This is a genomic window from Sphingobacterium sp. HMA12 (assembly GCF_002933815.1).
Taxonomy (GTDB): domain Bacteria; phylum Bacteroidota; class Bacteroidia; order Sphingobacteriales; family Sphingobacteriaceae; genus Sphingobacterium.
The window spans coordinates 1,244,468-1,260,197 of the sequence record NZ_BEYR01000001.1 but is presented as its reverse complement, the minus strand read 5'-3'; the positions used below and the strand labels follow the sequence as shown (position 1 = coordinate 1,260,197).

Below are 15,730 nucleotides of genomic sequence, written 5' to 3'. Positions count from 1 at the left end.
TTTTGGCTTTAAAGACGATATCGAAGAGATAAATTACGCCAAATCTCTGTCGCAAAGTGCTGATCCGAATGCATATTTTCAAAAAACCAGTAGTCGCCCCTTTTTACTAGTTTTTGATCAATTCCGTCGAGCAAAATTGGCAATTCCGTATCGAGCTTTGATAAAGACTTTTTCAACAACACCAGCTGATAATCCTGTCCTTTGTAAGTTAAACGGAACACCTGTGAACGATGTGGCTCGCCGCTTATCCCGTCAATCGTGCCTTGCATAAATATAGATCTTCTAAAATTTTTAAATTACAGCAATTACGCCAATATGATTACGCTAAAAAGTATACTAATCGAGCAAAAATCAGCTTAACAGTGTATAATTTTTATAACGAATATCAACAAATAATCGTGCCAAAGTCGATGATTTTTTTTTCCATTTTGATTTCGTCATTTTGACTACAACCAAGCTCAATTTGGCAACAGATACCCTAAGCCTTCTTTAGACATTTGTGGTATGGAATCAAACAATAACACGATGAGAAAGACAATTTTCATTACAGGAGCTTCTTCCGGATTGGGAAAAGCAACTGCCAAACTATTTCAACAAGCGGGTTGGGATGTGATCGCAACCATGCGAAATCCCGAAAAGGAAACCGAGCTTACCGAAATCGAACATGTTACGCTATTAAAATTAGATGTAAGCGATCCTGCGCAGATTAAAGAAACCGTAGAAAAAGCAATCTCTTTAGCCAAAATTGATGTCGTTTTCAATAATGCAGGTTATGGATTGATGGGCGCGTTTGAAACCTTGAGCGACGAAAAAATACTTCGCCAGATCAACACCAATCTGTTGGGTGTATTGCGCGTTACACAAGCATTTATTCCACATTTTAGAGCACAGCAAGGCGGTTTATTTATTTCGACCACATCAATTGGCGGATTTATGGGATTCCCACTACATTCGATGTATCATGCGACAAAATTCGCTTTGGAGGGCTGGAGCGAAAGTATGTCCTTTGAACTGAAAAAATTTGGGATAGCGATCAAAACAGTTGCTCCGGGAGGAATCGCGACAGATTTTGCAGGTCGTTCATTGGATATGAATCGAACTCCGGACTATGAAGACATCGAAAACAAACTGTTCGAACAAATGGATGTGATGATGCAAAATGCTTCCACGGCAGCGCAAATTGCCCAGGTAGTGTATGAAGCCGCAACGGACAATAAAGATCAAATACGCTATCTGGCAGGCCAAGATGCACATGCACTCTATGAAAGACGACTGGCAATCGGAAAAGAAGCGTTCAGGCAAGAAATCGCAAAACAATTTGAGGCCTAATTTTTAAATCGGCAACTGTCTTTGCGGGCAGTTGTTTTTTGTAAATTTGTAAAACAAAAACAGGATGCACAGTATCAATTCCATATCCGAATTTCATAAGCAATTGTCATTGCCGGCCCCACTACATCCGCTCGTAAGTGTCATTGATGTAGCTGGAATAAAACCCGATGAAAGCAACGTTTGGGAGCAGTTCTGTGTGAATTTCTATTGTATTTCGCTTAAAAAAGACGTTACGGCAAAAATAAAGTACGGCCAGCACTATTACGATTTTGACAAAGGAACTATGAACTTTATTGCGCCCAAACAGATTCAATCCTTGACGATTGCTGAAATCAGAAAAATGAACATCGAATGTGGAAAAGGTTACATGCTTATGTTTCATCCTGATTTTTTGTATACGCATCCCCTTGCAACCACAATAAAAAATTATAACTTCTTTTCGTATGCGCTTAATGAAGCATTACATCTGTCCGAACGGGAAGAAAAAGACATTGTAGAAATTTTTCTTAAAATCGAAAAAGAATATCAACATATCGACAAACATACCCAGGGTATTATTTTGTCACAAATTGATATGCTATTGCAATATAGCAACCGGTTTTACGAGCGTCAGTTTATCACGCGAAAAGCCGTCAACCATACGCTGCTAACACAATTGGAAAAATTGCTGGATGCGTATTTCGATAGCGAAGAAACATTAAAACAAGGGCTTCCGACGGTAGAGTATTTAGCAGAAAGCCTCCATGTATCAGCACGTTATTTAAGTGATCTACTACGTTCGGTTACCGGCAAAAACACCCAACAGCACATCCACGACAAGTTGATTGAAGAAGCCAAGGAAAAACTCACGGCCACAAGTCTCTCAGTGGCAGAAATTGCCTACCAACTCGGTTTTGAACATCCACAATCCTTCAACAAACTGTTTAAGAAAAAGACCAATCTCTCCCCTCTAGCGTTCAGACAATCTTTTAATTGACCGCTCCCCCGCCATGCGCTCGATTTCCGGCATTTTTTATTTTTATTTGCATCTTAAATTTTAATATCGTAATATTGCAATATAAAATAAGCTTCATTATGGGACTTACAAAGACAGAAATTTTTACGGACGAGCAGAATAAAGTGGCTGCAGCGTTCAAAGTATTGGGCCACCCTGCCAGGATTGCGATACTCCAGTACATTATTGATAAAAAAGCCTGTATATGCAACGATCTTGTTGATGAACTTGGGCTTGCTCAGGCAACTATTTCACAGCATTTAAAGGAACTAAAAAATACGGGTATTATTCAGGGTACTATTGAAGGAAAGTCTGTCTGTTATTGTATTGACGAAGAAGTGTGGAAGTCGGTACAGAGTGATTTCAATAGGTTCTTCAACCAGGAAGTGAACGTAAAAAGCTGCTGTTCGTAGCGCTTTTTTTTAACCATCAATATCGTAATATTGCAATATATCATATAAACACATTAAATCTAGTAAAATGAGACTATCAAAAATCAAAGAAATCCTTCCAACCTTGGAAAATGTTGAATTCCAATTGGAGAATGGAACATTTGTTCCCGAACACTTCCACGTAACAGAGGTGGGCCAGATCACAAAAAATTTTATAGACTGTGGCGGTGTTATCCGTAAGGAAAAAACGGTAAACTTTCAGCTTTGGAATGCGGATGATTACGACCACAGGTTGAAGCCAGGAAAGCTGCTCCATATTATTGCCCTTTCGGAAGAAAAATTGGGAATGGAAGATGCAGAGATCGAAGTGGAATACCAGAGCGACACCATCGGTAAGTATGGCCTTGATTTCAATGGAAAAACTTTTGTTTTAAAAAGCTTGACAACGGCATGCCTTGCTCAGGATGCATGCGGCATTCCTGCTGAAAAACAAAAGAAGAATCTCGCTGATCTACCCGTTAATCAATCATCTTGTTGTACTCCGGGTTCGGGCTGCTGCTAAACCATACATTTATGATGATGTACCCTACATTATTAGACACGATCGAACAGCTCCAGTGGAAACAGTTTGCCAGTGATGAACGTCAGGCTGCTTTACAGACCTTCGTAGATTTTGTCCAGCGGAAGGTAACTGCTGGGCAGCAGGTAAATCTGAACTTCATCTGTACCCATAACTCACGCCGGAGCCATTTAGCCCAGGTGTGGGCACACACCGCCGCCGCTTATTTCAAGATACCGAATGTCAGTAGCTACTCCGGTGGTACGGAAGAAACGGCGCTGTTCCCAAAGGTTGCCGAGACATTGACTGCCCAGGGCTTTCAGATCTTCAAGATTGCAGACAGCAATAATCCGGTATATGCAATAAAGAGCAGCGACAATGCGGTGCCCATTGTCGGGTTTTCAAAAAAGTATGACAGTGCATATAACCCCTCAACTGAATTTGCGGCAATTATGACCTGTTCCGAGGCTGACGGTGGCTGTCCTTTTATTGCTGGTGCCGAAAAACGCATACCACTACCTTTTGAAGATCCCAAGATATCCGACGGTAGTCTGGAACAGGATCAGATTTACGCCCAGCGGAGTTTGCAGATAGCAATTGAAATGTTCTATGTTTTCTCTCATATTAGACTATAGCCTATGCCCTCGAAACTTAAATTTCTTGACCGATACCTTACGCTATGGATTTTTTTGGCGATGGCCGTTGGAGTCTTGTCCGGAAAATTCTTTCCTTCCTTGTCGACCTGGGTCAACAGTTACAGCAGCGGAACAACTAATATTCCTCTGGCAGTCGGTTTGATCATGATGATGTATCCGCCATTGGCTAAAGTACGGTACGAACATATTGGAAAAGTTTTCCGTAATGTAAGGGTATTGGGGATCTCACTCGTGCTGAACTGGATTGTTGGCCCGGTATTGATGTTTGCGCTAGCACTCCTTTTCCTGAACGGCTATCCGGAGTATATGACCGGATTGATATTGATCGGCCTCGCCCGATGTATCGCAATGGTTGTTGTCTGGAACGAGCTTGCTGATGGAAATAGGGAATATGCTGCTGGTCTGATTGCACTGAACAGTATTTTTCAGGTACTGTTGTACAGTCTTTACGCTTACCTATTTATTACTGTATTGCCTCCGCTATTTGGCGTATCTGGGCTTTCCGTTGCTATTTCAATTATGGAGATTGCAAAAAGCGTCGGCATATATTTGGGTATTCCTTTTCTTGCGGGAATACTAAGCAGATACGGGCTGATTGCATTAAAAGGCGAAGACTGGTTTCAGAAACGGTTTATTCCGTTTATCTCACCGGTCACGCTAATTGCTTTGCTGTTCACCATTATTGTCATGTTCAGTCTTAAAGGTGAAATGATTTTGCAGCTTCCTTTCGATGTGCTGCGCATTGCTGTTCCTTTGATGATTTACTTTGCGTTGATGTTCGTCGTTAGCTTTATTGCCGGCAAGAAAGTCGGCGCAGATTATTCACAGAGTACGGCAATTGCTTTTACTGCTGCTGGCAATAACTTTGAACTGGCCATAGCAGTAGCCATCGGTGTATTTGGCATTCATAGCGGCCAGGCTTTTGTCGGCGTGATTGGCCCGTTGGTTGAAGTTCCTGCCTTGATCGCACTGGTTAATCTGGCTTTTTGGTTCAGAAAGAAATATTTCAGTCCCCCATCCGATAGCAGAATTTGAGGAAGGAAATTTTTATATTTATCTCTTAAATTAAATTCAGGAAAGAAAATGGGCCAGTACTTTTGGATTGCCATACCTGCACAGCTGTTTTTTCAGTATTGCGGAGAAACGATGGAAAAACATCGTGCGCACGCCTATATTGAAACGATAAACCGGCGTTCAGGCGAGCGTAATTATGTAAAATATAACAAGGAAAATCAGTCGGCATTTCTGGAAAGCTTTTCATCGGCGGATTATCATGGTTTTTTCCTGTCTACCTATCCCTTTTCAGATCAGGAGGATATCACAAGCTCTGGTCTCTTTTACGATTCGCCTGTAGCCGAATATTCAATCGCAGGAAGTGGCGGCTATGAAACTGATCGGACAAGAGAAATCATCCACCTGAGGCAGATCATGAAGCAGGCTGACAAATCCGCAAAAGCATTTTTTGCGGCCTTGCAGCGCAACCTCAAAAAAATCCCCGATCTACGCATTACCTTGAAAAGTGGAAATAAAAACCATCTTTACCTGCCAACACCAAAAAGTATCATTCCACAAAACGCACATAGCCGGCTGATAGAAATACCTTGGGAAGAGCATTGTCTCAGCAAAGGCCTCGTGTACCGGCAAGAATAATTCAAATCAGGTGGAGTACACAATGTTGACGAAGCAGGAAAACCGGTGAGTTTGGCCGGAAGACGCCTGTAATTCAGAAAACCTGACAAGAAAAGAAAGCGCCGGTACTAAGACCGTGCGCTCTCCAACTAAACCACCATTTTAATAAACCTATCAGATTGAAACGCAATTTTTTCTAAACTTTTACTCAAATGCATTTAATTCACCAAATCCGGCGGCATATTCGCCATAGCCTGTCATAGTAAAGCGGAAATAACGTGTCTGCACGGGCGTATAAAAGCTGACATTCCGCAGTTCGGGATTGGTGGCGCTACCACCGGGCTTGCTGCCCGTATAGGAGCCCTGGACGGTCCAGTTAACACTATCACTACTTGTCGCCACCCGCATCGCTGTTACTGCGGAGATATACCCCGAACCAAAGTAGTCCCAATACCTTGGTGTAAAGGTAAACCCGCGTATATTTTTTTGACTTTGCATATCTACCGTAAAGGTTACTGCGGGTTTTGTGCCAAAAGCAAATTCCGAATGCCAACCCGTTGCAGCATTATTATCAAAGGCAAGTGCGGGGGCACCTGGAGCATACTGTGTATCCGTCGAACTTGCCGTAGCGGTCCAGCCTGTACGGTCTATGCGATTGCCCGTAGGTGCCGGATTGGCCGGGTTGATATTCTGCAATTGTACTTCCACCGTTAGATACGCCAAACCGAGTGTCTCATGCGGCGGTACCGGTCCTTCGTCCGCAATGCCCACTGGCAGCAGGTAGCTGCGGCCCGGTACAAAGGCAGTGGTATTCCGAAGCGCCATGACAAATGCTGCTGCCGCATTGAGGGTGCCGCTGGCAATAGAAACAGTGGCCGGAGTAAAGGCAAAGCTGTTCGCTGGGAAAGCCACATAATTTGTCTGGTTGGCTTGGTTATATCCCGCCAGCAGATCCTGCCGTTCCCGAAGGCCTACCGTCAACGACTGACCAAAGGCTGTATTGACAGCTGCCGTTACATTTAGGTTGCCACTGATGACATCCCCATTGGGCGTCCGGTTAATAATAACCGGTACCACACGGTTAGCAGGTACGCCATTGAGCTGTGTGGTGATCCTGTTAAATCGCACCCGCAAGTACATCACCTGTCGGTTGCTGCTCAAAGGTAGACTGGAATTCGTGCTTGCCAGCCGTATAGGCACCACATATTGCTTGCTCAAGTCCAGGTCGCCAGTTTGTCCCAAGGTAATGCGCAGTGAATCCACGGAGCGTTCCTGTCCGGCAGGGATACGCACCTGACCATTGTTCGCCAATACAAAGGCACCAGCCGGAAAAGCCGGGGACTGCGTCTTATTTGCCAGATCATAAGCGGAAAGCAGTGCTGTGTCTATGGTCGCCGTTACCTGTACTTCCTGGTCAAAAGCCCGTGTCAGCAATACCGGGAAGGCTGTTCCAGCCCCGGCGAGCACATTGTTGCGCGCCGTGACATAACTGGCATCAGCCGTATTAAAACCCGCACCGGTTGGCATATAAATAATCAAGTCCTGTGGTGCACTTACATTATCTTTACTGCAGCTGGCTATAACGCAGACCAGGATAATCCAGCTCATACCGCTTACAAAGGAAGCACGCAGTTTATTTAAATATCTTTTCATACGATCTTATCGCTATGGTTCATAATTTTTTTCCTATTCCCTATTCGCAACGTACATTGGGTACCCATTGAATATTGCTGGCGGCAACCGCATCCCGGTTGTGGCCGCTAATATCCCGTACGGTTCTTCCCTCCGCTGCATTAAATTTCCAGTAACCCACGAGTCCCGCACTGGCTGGATCCACGCCGCATTTTCCATTACCGATCTCCGCCTGCGTCAATGCCCTGGACCAGATTCGTGCTTCACTAATAGCCCCATTTATCCTGCGGCCATTTGCGGAAAACCCAAAGTAAAAAGGTCCTCCAGCGAGGTCCACGACGCGGCCTGCTGCCTTTGTCGCCAACAGTGTACCATCGACATAGACCTTGAGCTCACTGCCGTTATAGACTGCGGCAATATGATACCAGGTTCCGGTGTTGAACGTGAAATTGACATTGGTTGCTGTCGCACCACCCGCTACCTGTAATTGGTTGGGTTGAACCGTCACATCGCCAAAGCGCAGCAGAAAGTTTTCTTCAATACCCATGATACTGCTGATAAATGGTGAGCTGTTCTGAAAACTATTCACCATCACCCTGGTTTCCATCGTAATGGCCGACATGGCTCGCAAGGCATCATTATTTTTTGAAAAATCAACTTGAAAACTATTACCCGCAAGCGATGCTGCCGGAGTAATGATGACCTGGTTGATAATCAGATAGACAGTCTTGGAGGATTCAATAAGCGGTAATCCCGAAGTGCTCCGCACAGTAACGGGCATCATATAGGCTTTGCCGACTTCAAAAAGTTCGGTTCCATTCACCCGAAAGCTAACCGCATCGGAGACGGTCAATCCAGGCTGTATCTGTACTTCATTGGCGGATAACGCATAACTTCCCTGTGGAAGTGCCTGATAAGCGGTGCCAAAACGTTGGTTATAGGCCGCAATTAAGGTCGTATCTACCGCAATCTGTGCAGTTACCGCCTGCGTTGCGGGTTGCGTGGATGTTACGCTAAAAGCTTGTGAACCACCAGTATTATCCACCGTCAGCCTCGCTGTATTATTGACCTCCGCCAAGGTTAGATAAACACTGTTTGTGTTGACCTCATCACTTTTGCAGGCAAACAGTAGACTCCCGATTAGGCAACTGAATAACCAGTTATATATTCTTTTTTTCATGATATTAGCTCCTTAAATTAACGTACAGCGGGATTCATAATCTGGATCGCTTGTCTTGTCCATTTATAATCCGGGGTGTTCGGATATTCGTATTCTGTATGGTAGCTCCCAATACCGCCCTTAGGTCCTTCTGTTGGATTCCAATATGCAAAACCCAATAGCGAAGGTATCGTCCCCCTTTGTGGATCAGTAAAATTGACGCCGCCATCCCGCCACCAGTTTTCAAAGTTTTCACAGGGTACAAACTTCTGCGGCGGACACTCGCCGAGACCATAGTTTTGCAGTCGTCCCTGGAGGACCGAAGGGGAACTCGAACCATAGGCTTGCTGCATAAAATAACTGTAATAGGGTTCTACGCCAGGATGGCTATAACCATCAATAATCAGCAATTTGTCTGTTCCCGACTTTGGGCCGAGGTATTTTCCTAGCGCTTGAAATAGACGCAATACATGTGGGTTATTGCCGTTTACAGCATAGCGATTTCCGAAGAAAGAATTAATTTCGGCAGCTTCTCCAGGTTCATAGTCCAGGTCAAATCCGTCAATATTATATAAGGCAATGGTATCGGCAATAGCCTTAGCAACGTTATCTATTGCCTGCATCACATTGGTTTCTATCAATTGCGGATCATTTTGCCGCATAATCCGTTCCACCCCACTGCCAAAACTTGTAATGACAAATCGTGTTCCTTTTTGTTGCCGTATCCGTTGCATGGTCTCATAATTATGCGAACCGATCGGTGGCATTCCACCCCAAAATGCAACAATATCCACACTGTCGGGAATCTGGTCAATCACACTAACCGTCTCCGGGCTCCCGGGTGTCCCCAATCCGCCCCACCAACCGAAGTAGATCGGATGCTTGCTGCGCTTATAAGCCCTTAAGTTTTCATAATATTCTTCACTTCCGACGGGAACCAGTTTTGAAACAGGCTCCGGCACCGGAATATTCTGCTTTTCGCAGGCAGCAAATAAAATACTTCCTGCAAAAAGACAGGTATATAGCAGATATTTAATTGTTTTCATGGTGTTTTCAATTTTTGTTTATACCTCTATTCTGGACAGCGGATTCCAGTGACCCATTGTGGGGTTCCACTGACGGTACCCGTATGTCCATGCCCCGTTACATCAGCAATCGTACTCCCCTGGCCAGCATCAAATTTCCAGTAGCCATATAATCCATCCGATTGCGGATTTACGGCGCACATATTATTCAAAAGCTGAATACCCGTGCGCGCCTGCGTCCAGAAACGCAATTCCTGCACTTGAATGGGGTTGCCATTGGCTCCGAAAGACATTTGGTTGAGATTAAAGGAACTCCCCGGAGGAGCTGTCGTAGCAGCATCTTCGACACCATTGACATAAATGCGAAAGCTGTTGGCCTGCCCATCAAATACATAGGCAATATGGTACCATTGATTGACCGAAAAACGTGTCCGGGATGCCGGCTGTACCCCTTTATATTTGACCTGCAGCTGATCGGGTGAGATCACTACATCACCAAAACGCGAATAGATCTCATCGGGATAAGCCGCAAAGAGCGTCATATTATTGCGAAATGGGCCATTCGTCACCCGCACTCGCATCTCTACGGTAAAAGCCTTTAGATTGCTGATAGGATCCGGAATGGCAAAACTGACGCCACCAGCCCTCGATAAATCCAGGGCCGGATTCACCAGCACCTGCTGGATCTGGGCATAAAGCACTTTGGAGCTCTCTAGAATCGGAAAGTTAGTTGAAGACAGGCTGGCTACTTCGATCGGAACCAAATATTGTGTACCGACTTCAACGGCTCCACCCAATGGGCTTATCTCAACCTGTATCGCCTCCGAAACACTGGAGCCTTTACGGATGACTGCCTGGGTAGCGCTCAGCTTGATAAGTTGGCTGGGCAATGCTTTGAAATCGGTTCCATGCTGTGCATTATAGCTATCCACCAGCGCCGGATTGACCCGAAAGGTAACGTTCAAATCCTGATCGACAACCGCGGAGGCACTTGCCGTCACCGCCAATGAACCACCCATATTATCCACTGACAAGCCGACAAAAGGGTTCACCTGTGCACGGGTTATATATATACCCCTTTGTTCCACGCTTGATTTCTGGCAAGCTGTTAGCAAGCAGCACAGTAGGACAAGTAGAAAGAAAGGGATCCTTTTTATGCAATATTTTTTCATAACAATAGCGTATTAAATAATCAATCGTCTATTACCTTGGCTTGGCATCCCACCAGACCTTTGTCCCACCGTTATCGGCTCCACCCAGCAAGGTCAGCGCGCGCGCGACCTGTGCGCCATTCTCCTGGTACTGTTGTAAGGGATAAGGGAGACGACGGACCTGTACGGTACTATTGACTGTACCACCGCTCCGGTTGAGCGCTATTGGAAAGAGCCGCGGAAAATCTGTGCGTCTGAATTCAGCCCAAGCTTCCTGTCCATTGGGATACATCGCAATCCATTTTTGGGTAATGATACGTTCGAGATTGGTATTAAAGTTGTCGGCCTCATTCCAACGAATGGTACTGCCGCCCAGGGAAGCCGTGCTATAGGCACTGCCTGGAGCATAGTCCGTATAGTTTGCTGGTCGTGCTGTCGCATTGGACAGATAACCAGCCGGCATCGCTACCCCTAATTCTGTAAAAGAGAGCTGTACCCCTGTTTCGTACAAGGACTGGGCATTGCCCCCCATATTCCAGCCGCGCAATGCACCTTCAGCCCGCAGAAAATAAACTTCCGATGCCCGCATCCAAGGTAAGCCGGTGTCGTTGGTCACATTCAGCTGCGAAAAAGGCTGATACACGGCCGGTACCACATTGATCCCCGTACGTACCCCTACATATTCATTGGGACGTACCGTGGAGGTCGAAAAGAATACCCCGATTCGTGGATCACTGTAACCACGCAAGTAAGAATCCATGGATGCGCCCATCCGCGCTTCGTTGTAATCCTGGGTTAGGGTACGCAAGGGGTTTTTAAAATTCAGTCCTGCCGCCGGTTTTTGTATGGCCCCGTCGCCAACCGCGGTCAATAAGCCTGCGGGATGGCTGACGGCCTCTTCGGCAAAGCGTTTGGCATTGGCCGGATCAACATAAGCCATGCGAATCGCTAAACGCAGTTTCAGGGAGTTGGCATATTTTGCCCATTGCAGGTAGTTGCCGGCATAGATCTGGTCGTAGCGTGCCAAAGGAGTCCCTGCGGCAGCTCCACGTTCGTGCAGCAGATTTGCCGCACGCCCCAGTTCGCCAATAAAGGTCCGGTACAGACTTTCCTGGCTGTCGTATGCTGGCGTGAAGGTTCCTGTTGGGATCTGCGAATAAGGAACAGGACCGTAACTATCGGTCATACGCACCATACCAGTGATCTTGATCAGTTGAGCAACCGAAAACTGCAGCGAATCGCCAGAAAGTGTCGTTGCCTCCTGCACCTGTTTCCAGGCATTCAGCAATCGGCCAGTCAGGTTAAACTGCTCATTCACCCAGGTCAGGTTGAAACCATAGGTCAGGTTGTTGGTATTTCCGTTCCAGTTGTTGGCCTGGGCCATATAGCCCGAATAACAATCCGCGGCGAGATTAAATGCAATCTGATAGCTGTTTACAAAATTGGTGCCGGCGCCCGCATCTGCCGCCGGGATCACCGCATTGATCATAATGGGAAAATTACGTCCCGTGAGGTAGCCATCGGCTCCCATTTGCTCACGTGTAGCCTTATAGGGATCAGTATTGTAATCCGCATAATTTTTGGTACAGGCGCCAGCGAGTAAAGTCAGTGCCGCACAGCCGATGCCTAGCATCCGGAACCTATATCTTTTAGATGAATTTTTCATTGTTATGTACGTTAAGGTTAAAACTGAGCCCGGACACTGAAACCAAAACTCCGGTAGCTGGGCTGGCGGAAATAATCTATCCCCTGATCGTAGGTACCGGTAGAAGAAGTCGATTCCGGATCAAAGGGTGATTTGTTGTAAAACATAAATACATTTCTTCCCGTTAACGCCACACGAATATTGGGGCCTTTTGGACCAAACCATTTTGTTGGCAGATTATATCCGAGGGCCACTTCACGTAATCGGACATTCGTTGCACTATAAATGTAATAGGCCGCCATACCGCTCGCGCCATTTCCCAATAGATTATAATAGCCCTGTACATTGGGATATAGACTACCATAGATCATTACGCCACCATTATCACGGTCTTGTGCTGATTGCTCCGACACGCCAAAGGCATCCATAATGGATTGGGTATAGGAAACACCAATTCCCCCTACCCGTGCATCCACCAGAAAGGAAAGATCCACTCCTTTGTACGAAAACTGATTGTTCCAGCCTAGCGTATAGTCTGGTGCAGCGCGGCCCACATAACGCCGTGGAATTGTCGTCCTGCCGATGGAGCCATCACTAGAATTCACCCATAGATTCCCCTGATTATCTTCCCGTAATACCTGGGAAATATAAAAATCCGCCATTGACCCACCTACAGTCAGTACATTCTGAAAATCGCCCAGACCACCCACAAGACGCTGTTCATTTTCATAAGGCTCCCCTGTAGCCGGATTAATAAAGCCCTCTGAAAGACGCATGACGCGGTTTCTATTCAACGAAAATACCAAACCCGAAGTCCAGTCCAGGGCACCAAATTTACCCCGATGGGATAAGTTCGCTTCAATTCCCCGGTTGCGGATATCTCCGGCATTATAAAAGAAGACCGTGTAGATGCTACTTCCCAATAAGGGTTGTTCGAGCAGCTGATTCGTTGTATTGGATTGATATACAGTTGCATTCAAGGATAGGCGGTCGCGCAGAAAGCGGAGTTCCATACCGGCCTCATAGGACTTTGTCCGTTCCGGGCGGTAGTCCGCAAAAGGTGCTGGCCGAAACGAGTCGTCGACTAAGGAAAACACGGGATTGGCCACACCAAAACGAGGCGGATTACCCACCTCAGCATAGGAAAAACGTACTTTAGCAAAAGATATTGCTGCCTTGGAGACCTTCCATTTATCACTGATCACCCCCGAAATACCGACAGAAGGATAGAAATAAGAGGAAGTTGAGGCAAATCCGGGCGGCAGTTGCGAAGGCCACTCATAGCGACCAGTCAGGTCCATAAACAGCCAGTTTTGATAGCCCAACTGGGTGGTCGCAAAGACAGACTGCAGCTGAGTGGCGCTGTAAGTTTGTGTCGCCGGGTTGTCCGTGTTCTCCTGTACCGAGTAAAAGTTAGCCAGGCGCAGTAGGTTGCCCCCAGCACCTAAACCATCCAAACGATCGTTTTGATAGCTTCCACCAATATTGCTGCGCAACGAGAAACGATTTTCCGCAAAGCTATGCTTCATACTGGCGATCAGATCCAGGTATGTATTTTTGGTGGTGTTCTTGCCGGTCTGATAATAGCCAAATTCGGAGGCAAAGAGACCCCAGGTACCAGCGGGTCTTTTGGTTTCACTCTCCAGTACACTATTATCAATACGGGCGCGCCCAGTCACATTCAACCAATCTGTTACCTTATAGTTTGCTGTCACGCTCATCATATAACGGTCCGTATTCGTGGTCCGACTTTGCGCATCAGTGATCCAATATGGGTTTTGCATCCCTAGCCCCTGATCCTGATAGGGCCAGAATTGTGTTTCGATCAAGCGGTTTGGATCGTAACGTGAGTAGACCTGATATTTTCTAAAATCATCTCCCGGCGGAAAGAGGTAGACCGGTACAATCGGGTTTTGGTATTGGCCCTGGGCCACCATATTATTGTCTTTGAGCCGCACATACATCCCGCTGAAATCGGCGGTCAGGCGGTCTGAAAGCTGCGCATTGTGCCGCAGGTAAAAGTTATAACGGTCGAATTTATTGTTGCGGATAATACCTTCGGCATTGTTTGTTCCCACAGAAAATAGCGTCTGGCTCCTGTCGGTACCACCCGTGATACTTGCTCCATTGCTGATGTTGTAACCTGTCTGGAAAAAGTCCTTTGGTCGATAGTCCGATGGTTGCGGCAGCTTAGCTCCCCAACTGGCATATTCCTGTGGATTGGACTGGCCATAAGTATTTTGAAAACGAGGCATCACAAAAGGGGAAAAGAAATCCGAACTATGCGATACGTTGACACGTATACTGCCAAACAGCCCTTCGGTATCGCCGCGGGTACCTTTTTTGGTATTGACGAGGATGACACCATTGGCGCCCTGATTTCCGTATAATGCAGTTGCGGAGGGGCCCGTCAAGGCGCTGATGCTTTCAATATCTTCGGGATTAAAGCTGGAGATCCCCTCCCCGCTGACAACTCCTTCAAAAGGACCATTGGTGCCGCCGCCATTGTTATTCGGAATCGGGATACCGTCAATGACATAAAGCGCGTTGTTGTTGCCGGCAATGGATTTTGTTCCCCGCATGACCACCCTGGTTGCACCACCGATTCCCGAGGAACTCGAGTTGATCGTGACACCGGCAATCTTTCCGGTCAGGCTGTTCACGAAGTTGGCATCTTTATTCCGTGTAATTTCTTCGCCTTTAAATTCCTGCACATTATAGGTCAGTGCTTTGACTGACTGTCGGATACCCAAAGCAGTCACCACGACCTGATCCATTTTCATTTCTTCCTGTTGCAGGACAATCTGGAGCATTTCTGCCGACGCGACTTTATGCTCTTGCCGTATATAGCCGACAAAGGAAAAAACCAGGATATCGCCAATGCTGGCATTGAGGCTAAATTTCCCTTCGGTATCGGTTGAGATACTCTGTCCGGTATTTCGGTTTAATATGGATACACCAGCAATACGTTGTCCTGTACTGTCGCGCACAGTTCCCTGTATGGGGATGAATATTGCCGTTTCCGGACTGCCAGCGGGTAATTTTGGGCGGAGCACGACGGTATTCGCGTGGACCGTATAGGCCAGCGGCAAGCCCTCCAGGACTGTTTCCAGCGCTTCACTCACCGATACGTTGGCCAGATCAATGCTTCGCTTCTGGTTTTTGGGGATAATGCGGCCATCATAAAAGAGATCATATCCGCTTTGCTTACGGATCTCTTTCAAAAGAGATTCCAAAGAAGCATGCTGGCGCCTTATCGTAATTTTCTGTGCGGAGGTCAACGCACTCACGTGTGTAAGGGACACAATGAGTAAGGCAGTGGTTAGTCGCATAATCAGCCATATTTTACGGCATAGTATTCCATCTATACCAATTTTAATAGTATATTTTTTATACATTTGTTTAGTTTGGTTAATATACAGCATACCTTGACTTTCCAGGGCTTGGGCAGCTGTAGGTGTAAACAATTGAAAGATTGGGCCAAATCTTAACCAGGAGTGTTTCAGGCACTTCTGGTTAATCTTGTGGATCTAATAGGTTATCCGAAGTCTCTTTTCAT

At 46.3% G+C, this 15,730-nt stretch carries 14 protein-coding genes; 7 read left to right on the top strand and 7 right to left on the bottom strand.

The window, feature by feature from the left end:
- Positions 1 to 8: 8 nt before the first annotated feature.
- A complete protein-coding gene (locus HMAT_RS05425) occupies positions 9 to 269 on the bottom strand; it encodes a hypothetical protein (protein WP_104381758.1) in 261 nt (86 codons plus the stop codon).
- A gap of 256 nt (positions 270 to 525) precedes the next feature.
- On the opposite strand from HMAT_RS05425, the gene HMAT_RS05420 reads away from it, so the two are divergent.
- The 7 genes from HMAT_RS05420 (at position 526) to HMAT_RS05390 (ending at position 5,580) form a co-directional block, all read left to right on the top strand.
- On the top strand, positions 526 to 1,329 hold the full coding sequence (locus HMAT_RS05420) for an SDR family oxidoreductase (protein WP_104383308.1): 804 nt from the start codon (positions 526 to 528) through the stop codon (positions 1,327 to 1,329).
- Positions 1,330 to 1,393: 64 nt separating this feature from the next.
- Positions 1,394 to 2,305: an AraC family transcriptional regulator gene (locus tag HMAT_RS05415; RefSeq protein WP_104381757.1), complete on the top strand. Its 912-nt coding sequence runs from the start codon at positions 1,394 to 1,396 to the stop codon at positions 2,303 to 2,305.
- Positions 2,306 to 2,403: 98 nt separating this feature from the next.
- Entirely contained in the window at positions 2,404 to 2,736 is a 333-nt protein-coding gene (locus tag HMAT_RS05410) for a helix-turn-helix transcriptional regulator (RefSeq protein WP_104381756.1), read from the top strand.
- A gap of 67 nt (positions 2,737 to 2,803) precedes the next feature.
- Positions 2,804 to 3,277, top strand: a complete 474-nt coding sequence (locus HMAT_RS05405; RefSeq protein ID WP_104381755.1) for a DUF6428 family protein — start codon at positions 2,804 to 2,806, stop codon at positions 3,275 to 3,277.
- 17 nt (positions 3,278 to 3,294) lie between these two features.
- Entirely contained in the window at positions 3,295 to 3,909 is a 615-nt protein-coding gene (locus HMAT_RS05400; RefSeq protein WP_104381754.1) for a protein-tyrosine-phosphatase, read from the top strand.
- 3 nt (positions 3,910 to 3,912) lie between these two features.
- Complete coding sequence (arsB, locus tag HMAT_RS05395; RefSeq protein WP_104381753.1) at positions 3,913 to 4,965, top strand: ACR3 family arsenite efflux transporter; 1,053 nt, start codon at positions 3,913 to 3,915, stop codon at positions 4,963 to 4,965.
- A gap of 48 nt (positions 4,966 to 5,013) precedes the next feature.
- Positions 5,014 to 5,580 carry a hypothetical protein gene (locus tag HMAT_RS05390; RefSeq protein WP_104381752.1) on the top strand — a complete coding sequence of 189 codons (567 nt, stop codon included), beginning with the start codon at positions 5,014 to 5,016 and terminating at the stop codon, positions 5,578 to 5,580.
- Positions 5,581 to 5,763: 183 nt separating this feature from the next.
- Here the strand turns inward: HMAT_RS05390 and HMAT_RS05385 are convergent, their stop codons facing one another.
- The 6 genes from HMAT_RS05385 to HMAT_RS05360 are packed head-to-tail and all read right to left on the bottom strand — an operon-like array spanning position 5,764 to position 15,503.
- The gene (locus tag HMAT_RS05385) at positions 5,764 to 7,212 is read right to left on the bottom strand and encodes a BT_3987 domain-containing protein (protein WP_104381751.1); all 1,449 of its coding nucleotides are present in this window, start codon (positions 7,210 to 7,212) and stop codon (positions 5,764 to 5,766) included.
- Between the two features lie 40 nt (positions 7,213 to 7,252).
- The gene (locus tag HMAT_RS05380; protein WP_104381750.1) at positions 7,253 to 8,371 is read right to left on the bottom strand and encodes a DUF1735 and LamG domain-containing protein; all 1,119 of its coding nucleotides are present in this window, start codon (positions 8,369 to 8,371) and stop codon (positions 7,253 to 7,255) included.
- A 17-nt stretch (positions 8,372 to 8,388) separates the two neighbouring features.
- Positions 8,389 to 9,396, bottom strand: coding sequence for a glycoside hydrolase family 18 (locus tag HMAT_RS05375; RefSeq protein WP_104381749.1), 1,008 nt, complete (start codon positions 9,394 to 9,396; stop codon positions 8,389 to 8,391).
- A gap of 26 nt (positions 9,397 to 9,422) precedes the next feature.
- Positions 9,423 to 10,547 carry a DUF1735 and LamG domain-containing protein gene (locus HMAT_RS05370; RefSeq protein WP_104381748.1) on the bottom strand — a complete coding sequence of 375 codons (1,125 nt, stop codon included), beginning with the start codon at positions 10,545 to 10,547 and terminating at the stop codon, positions 9,423 to 9,425.
- Between the two features lie 31 nt (positions 10,548 to 10,578).
- Positions 10,579 to 12,192, bottom strand: a complete 1,614-nt coding sequence (locus HMAT_RS05365) for a SusD/RagB family nutrient-binding outer membrane lipoprotein (RefSeq protein WP_233789118.1) — start codon at positions 12,190 to 12,192, stop codon at positions 10,579 to 10,581.
- Positions 12,193 to 12,209: 17 nt separating this feature from the next.
- Positions 12,210 to 15,503 carry a SusC/RagA family TonB-linked outer membrane protein gene (locus HMAT_RS05360; RefSeq protein WP_233789117.1) on the bottom strand — a complete coding sequence of 1,098 codons (3,294 nt, stop codon included), beginning with the start codon at positions 15,501 to 15,503 and terminating at the stop codon, positions 12,210 to 12,212.
- Positions 15,504 to 15,730: the final 227 nt, after the last annotated feature.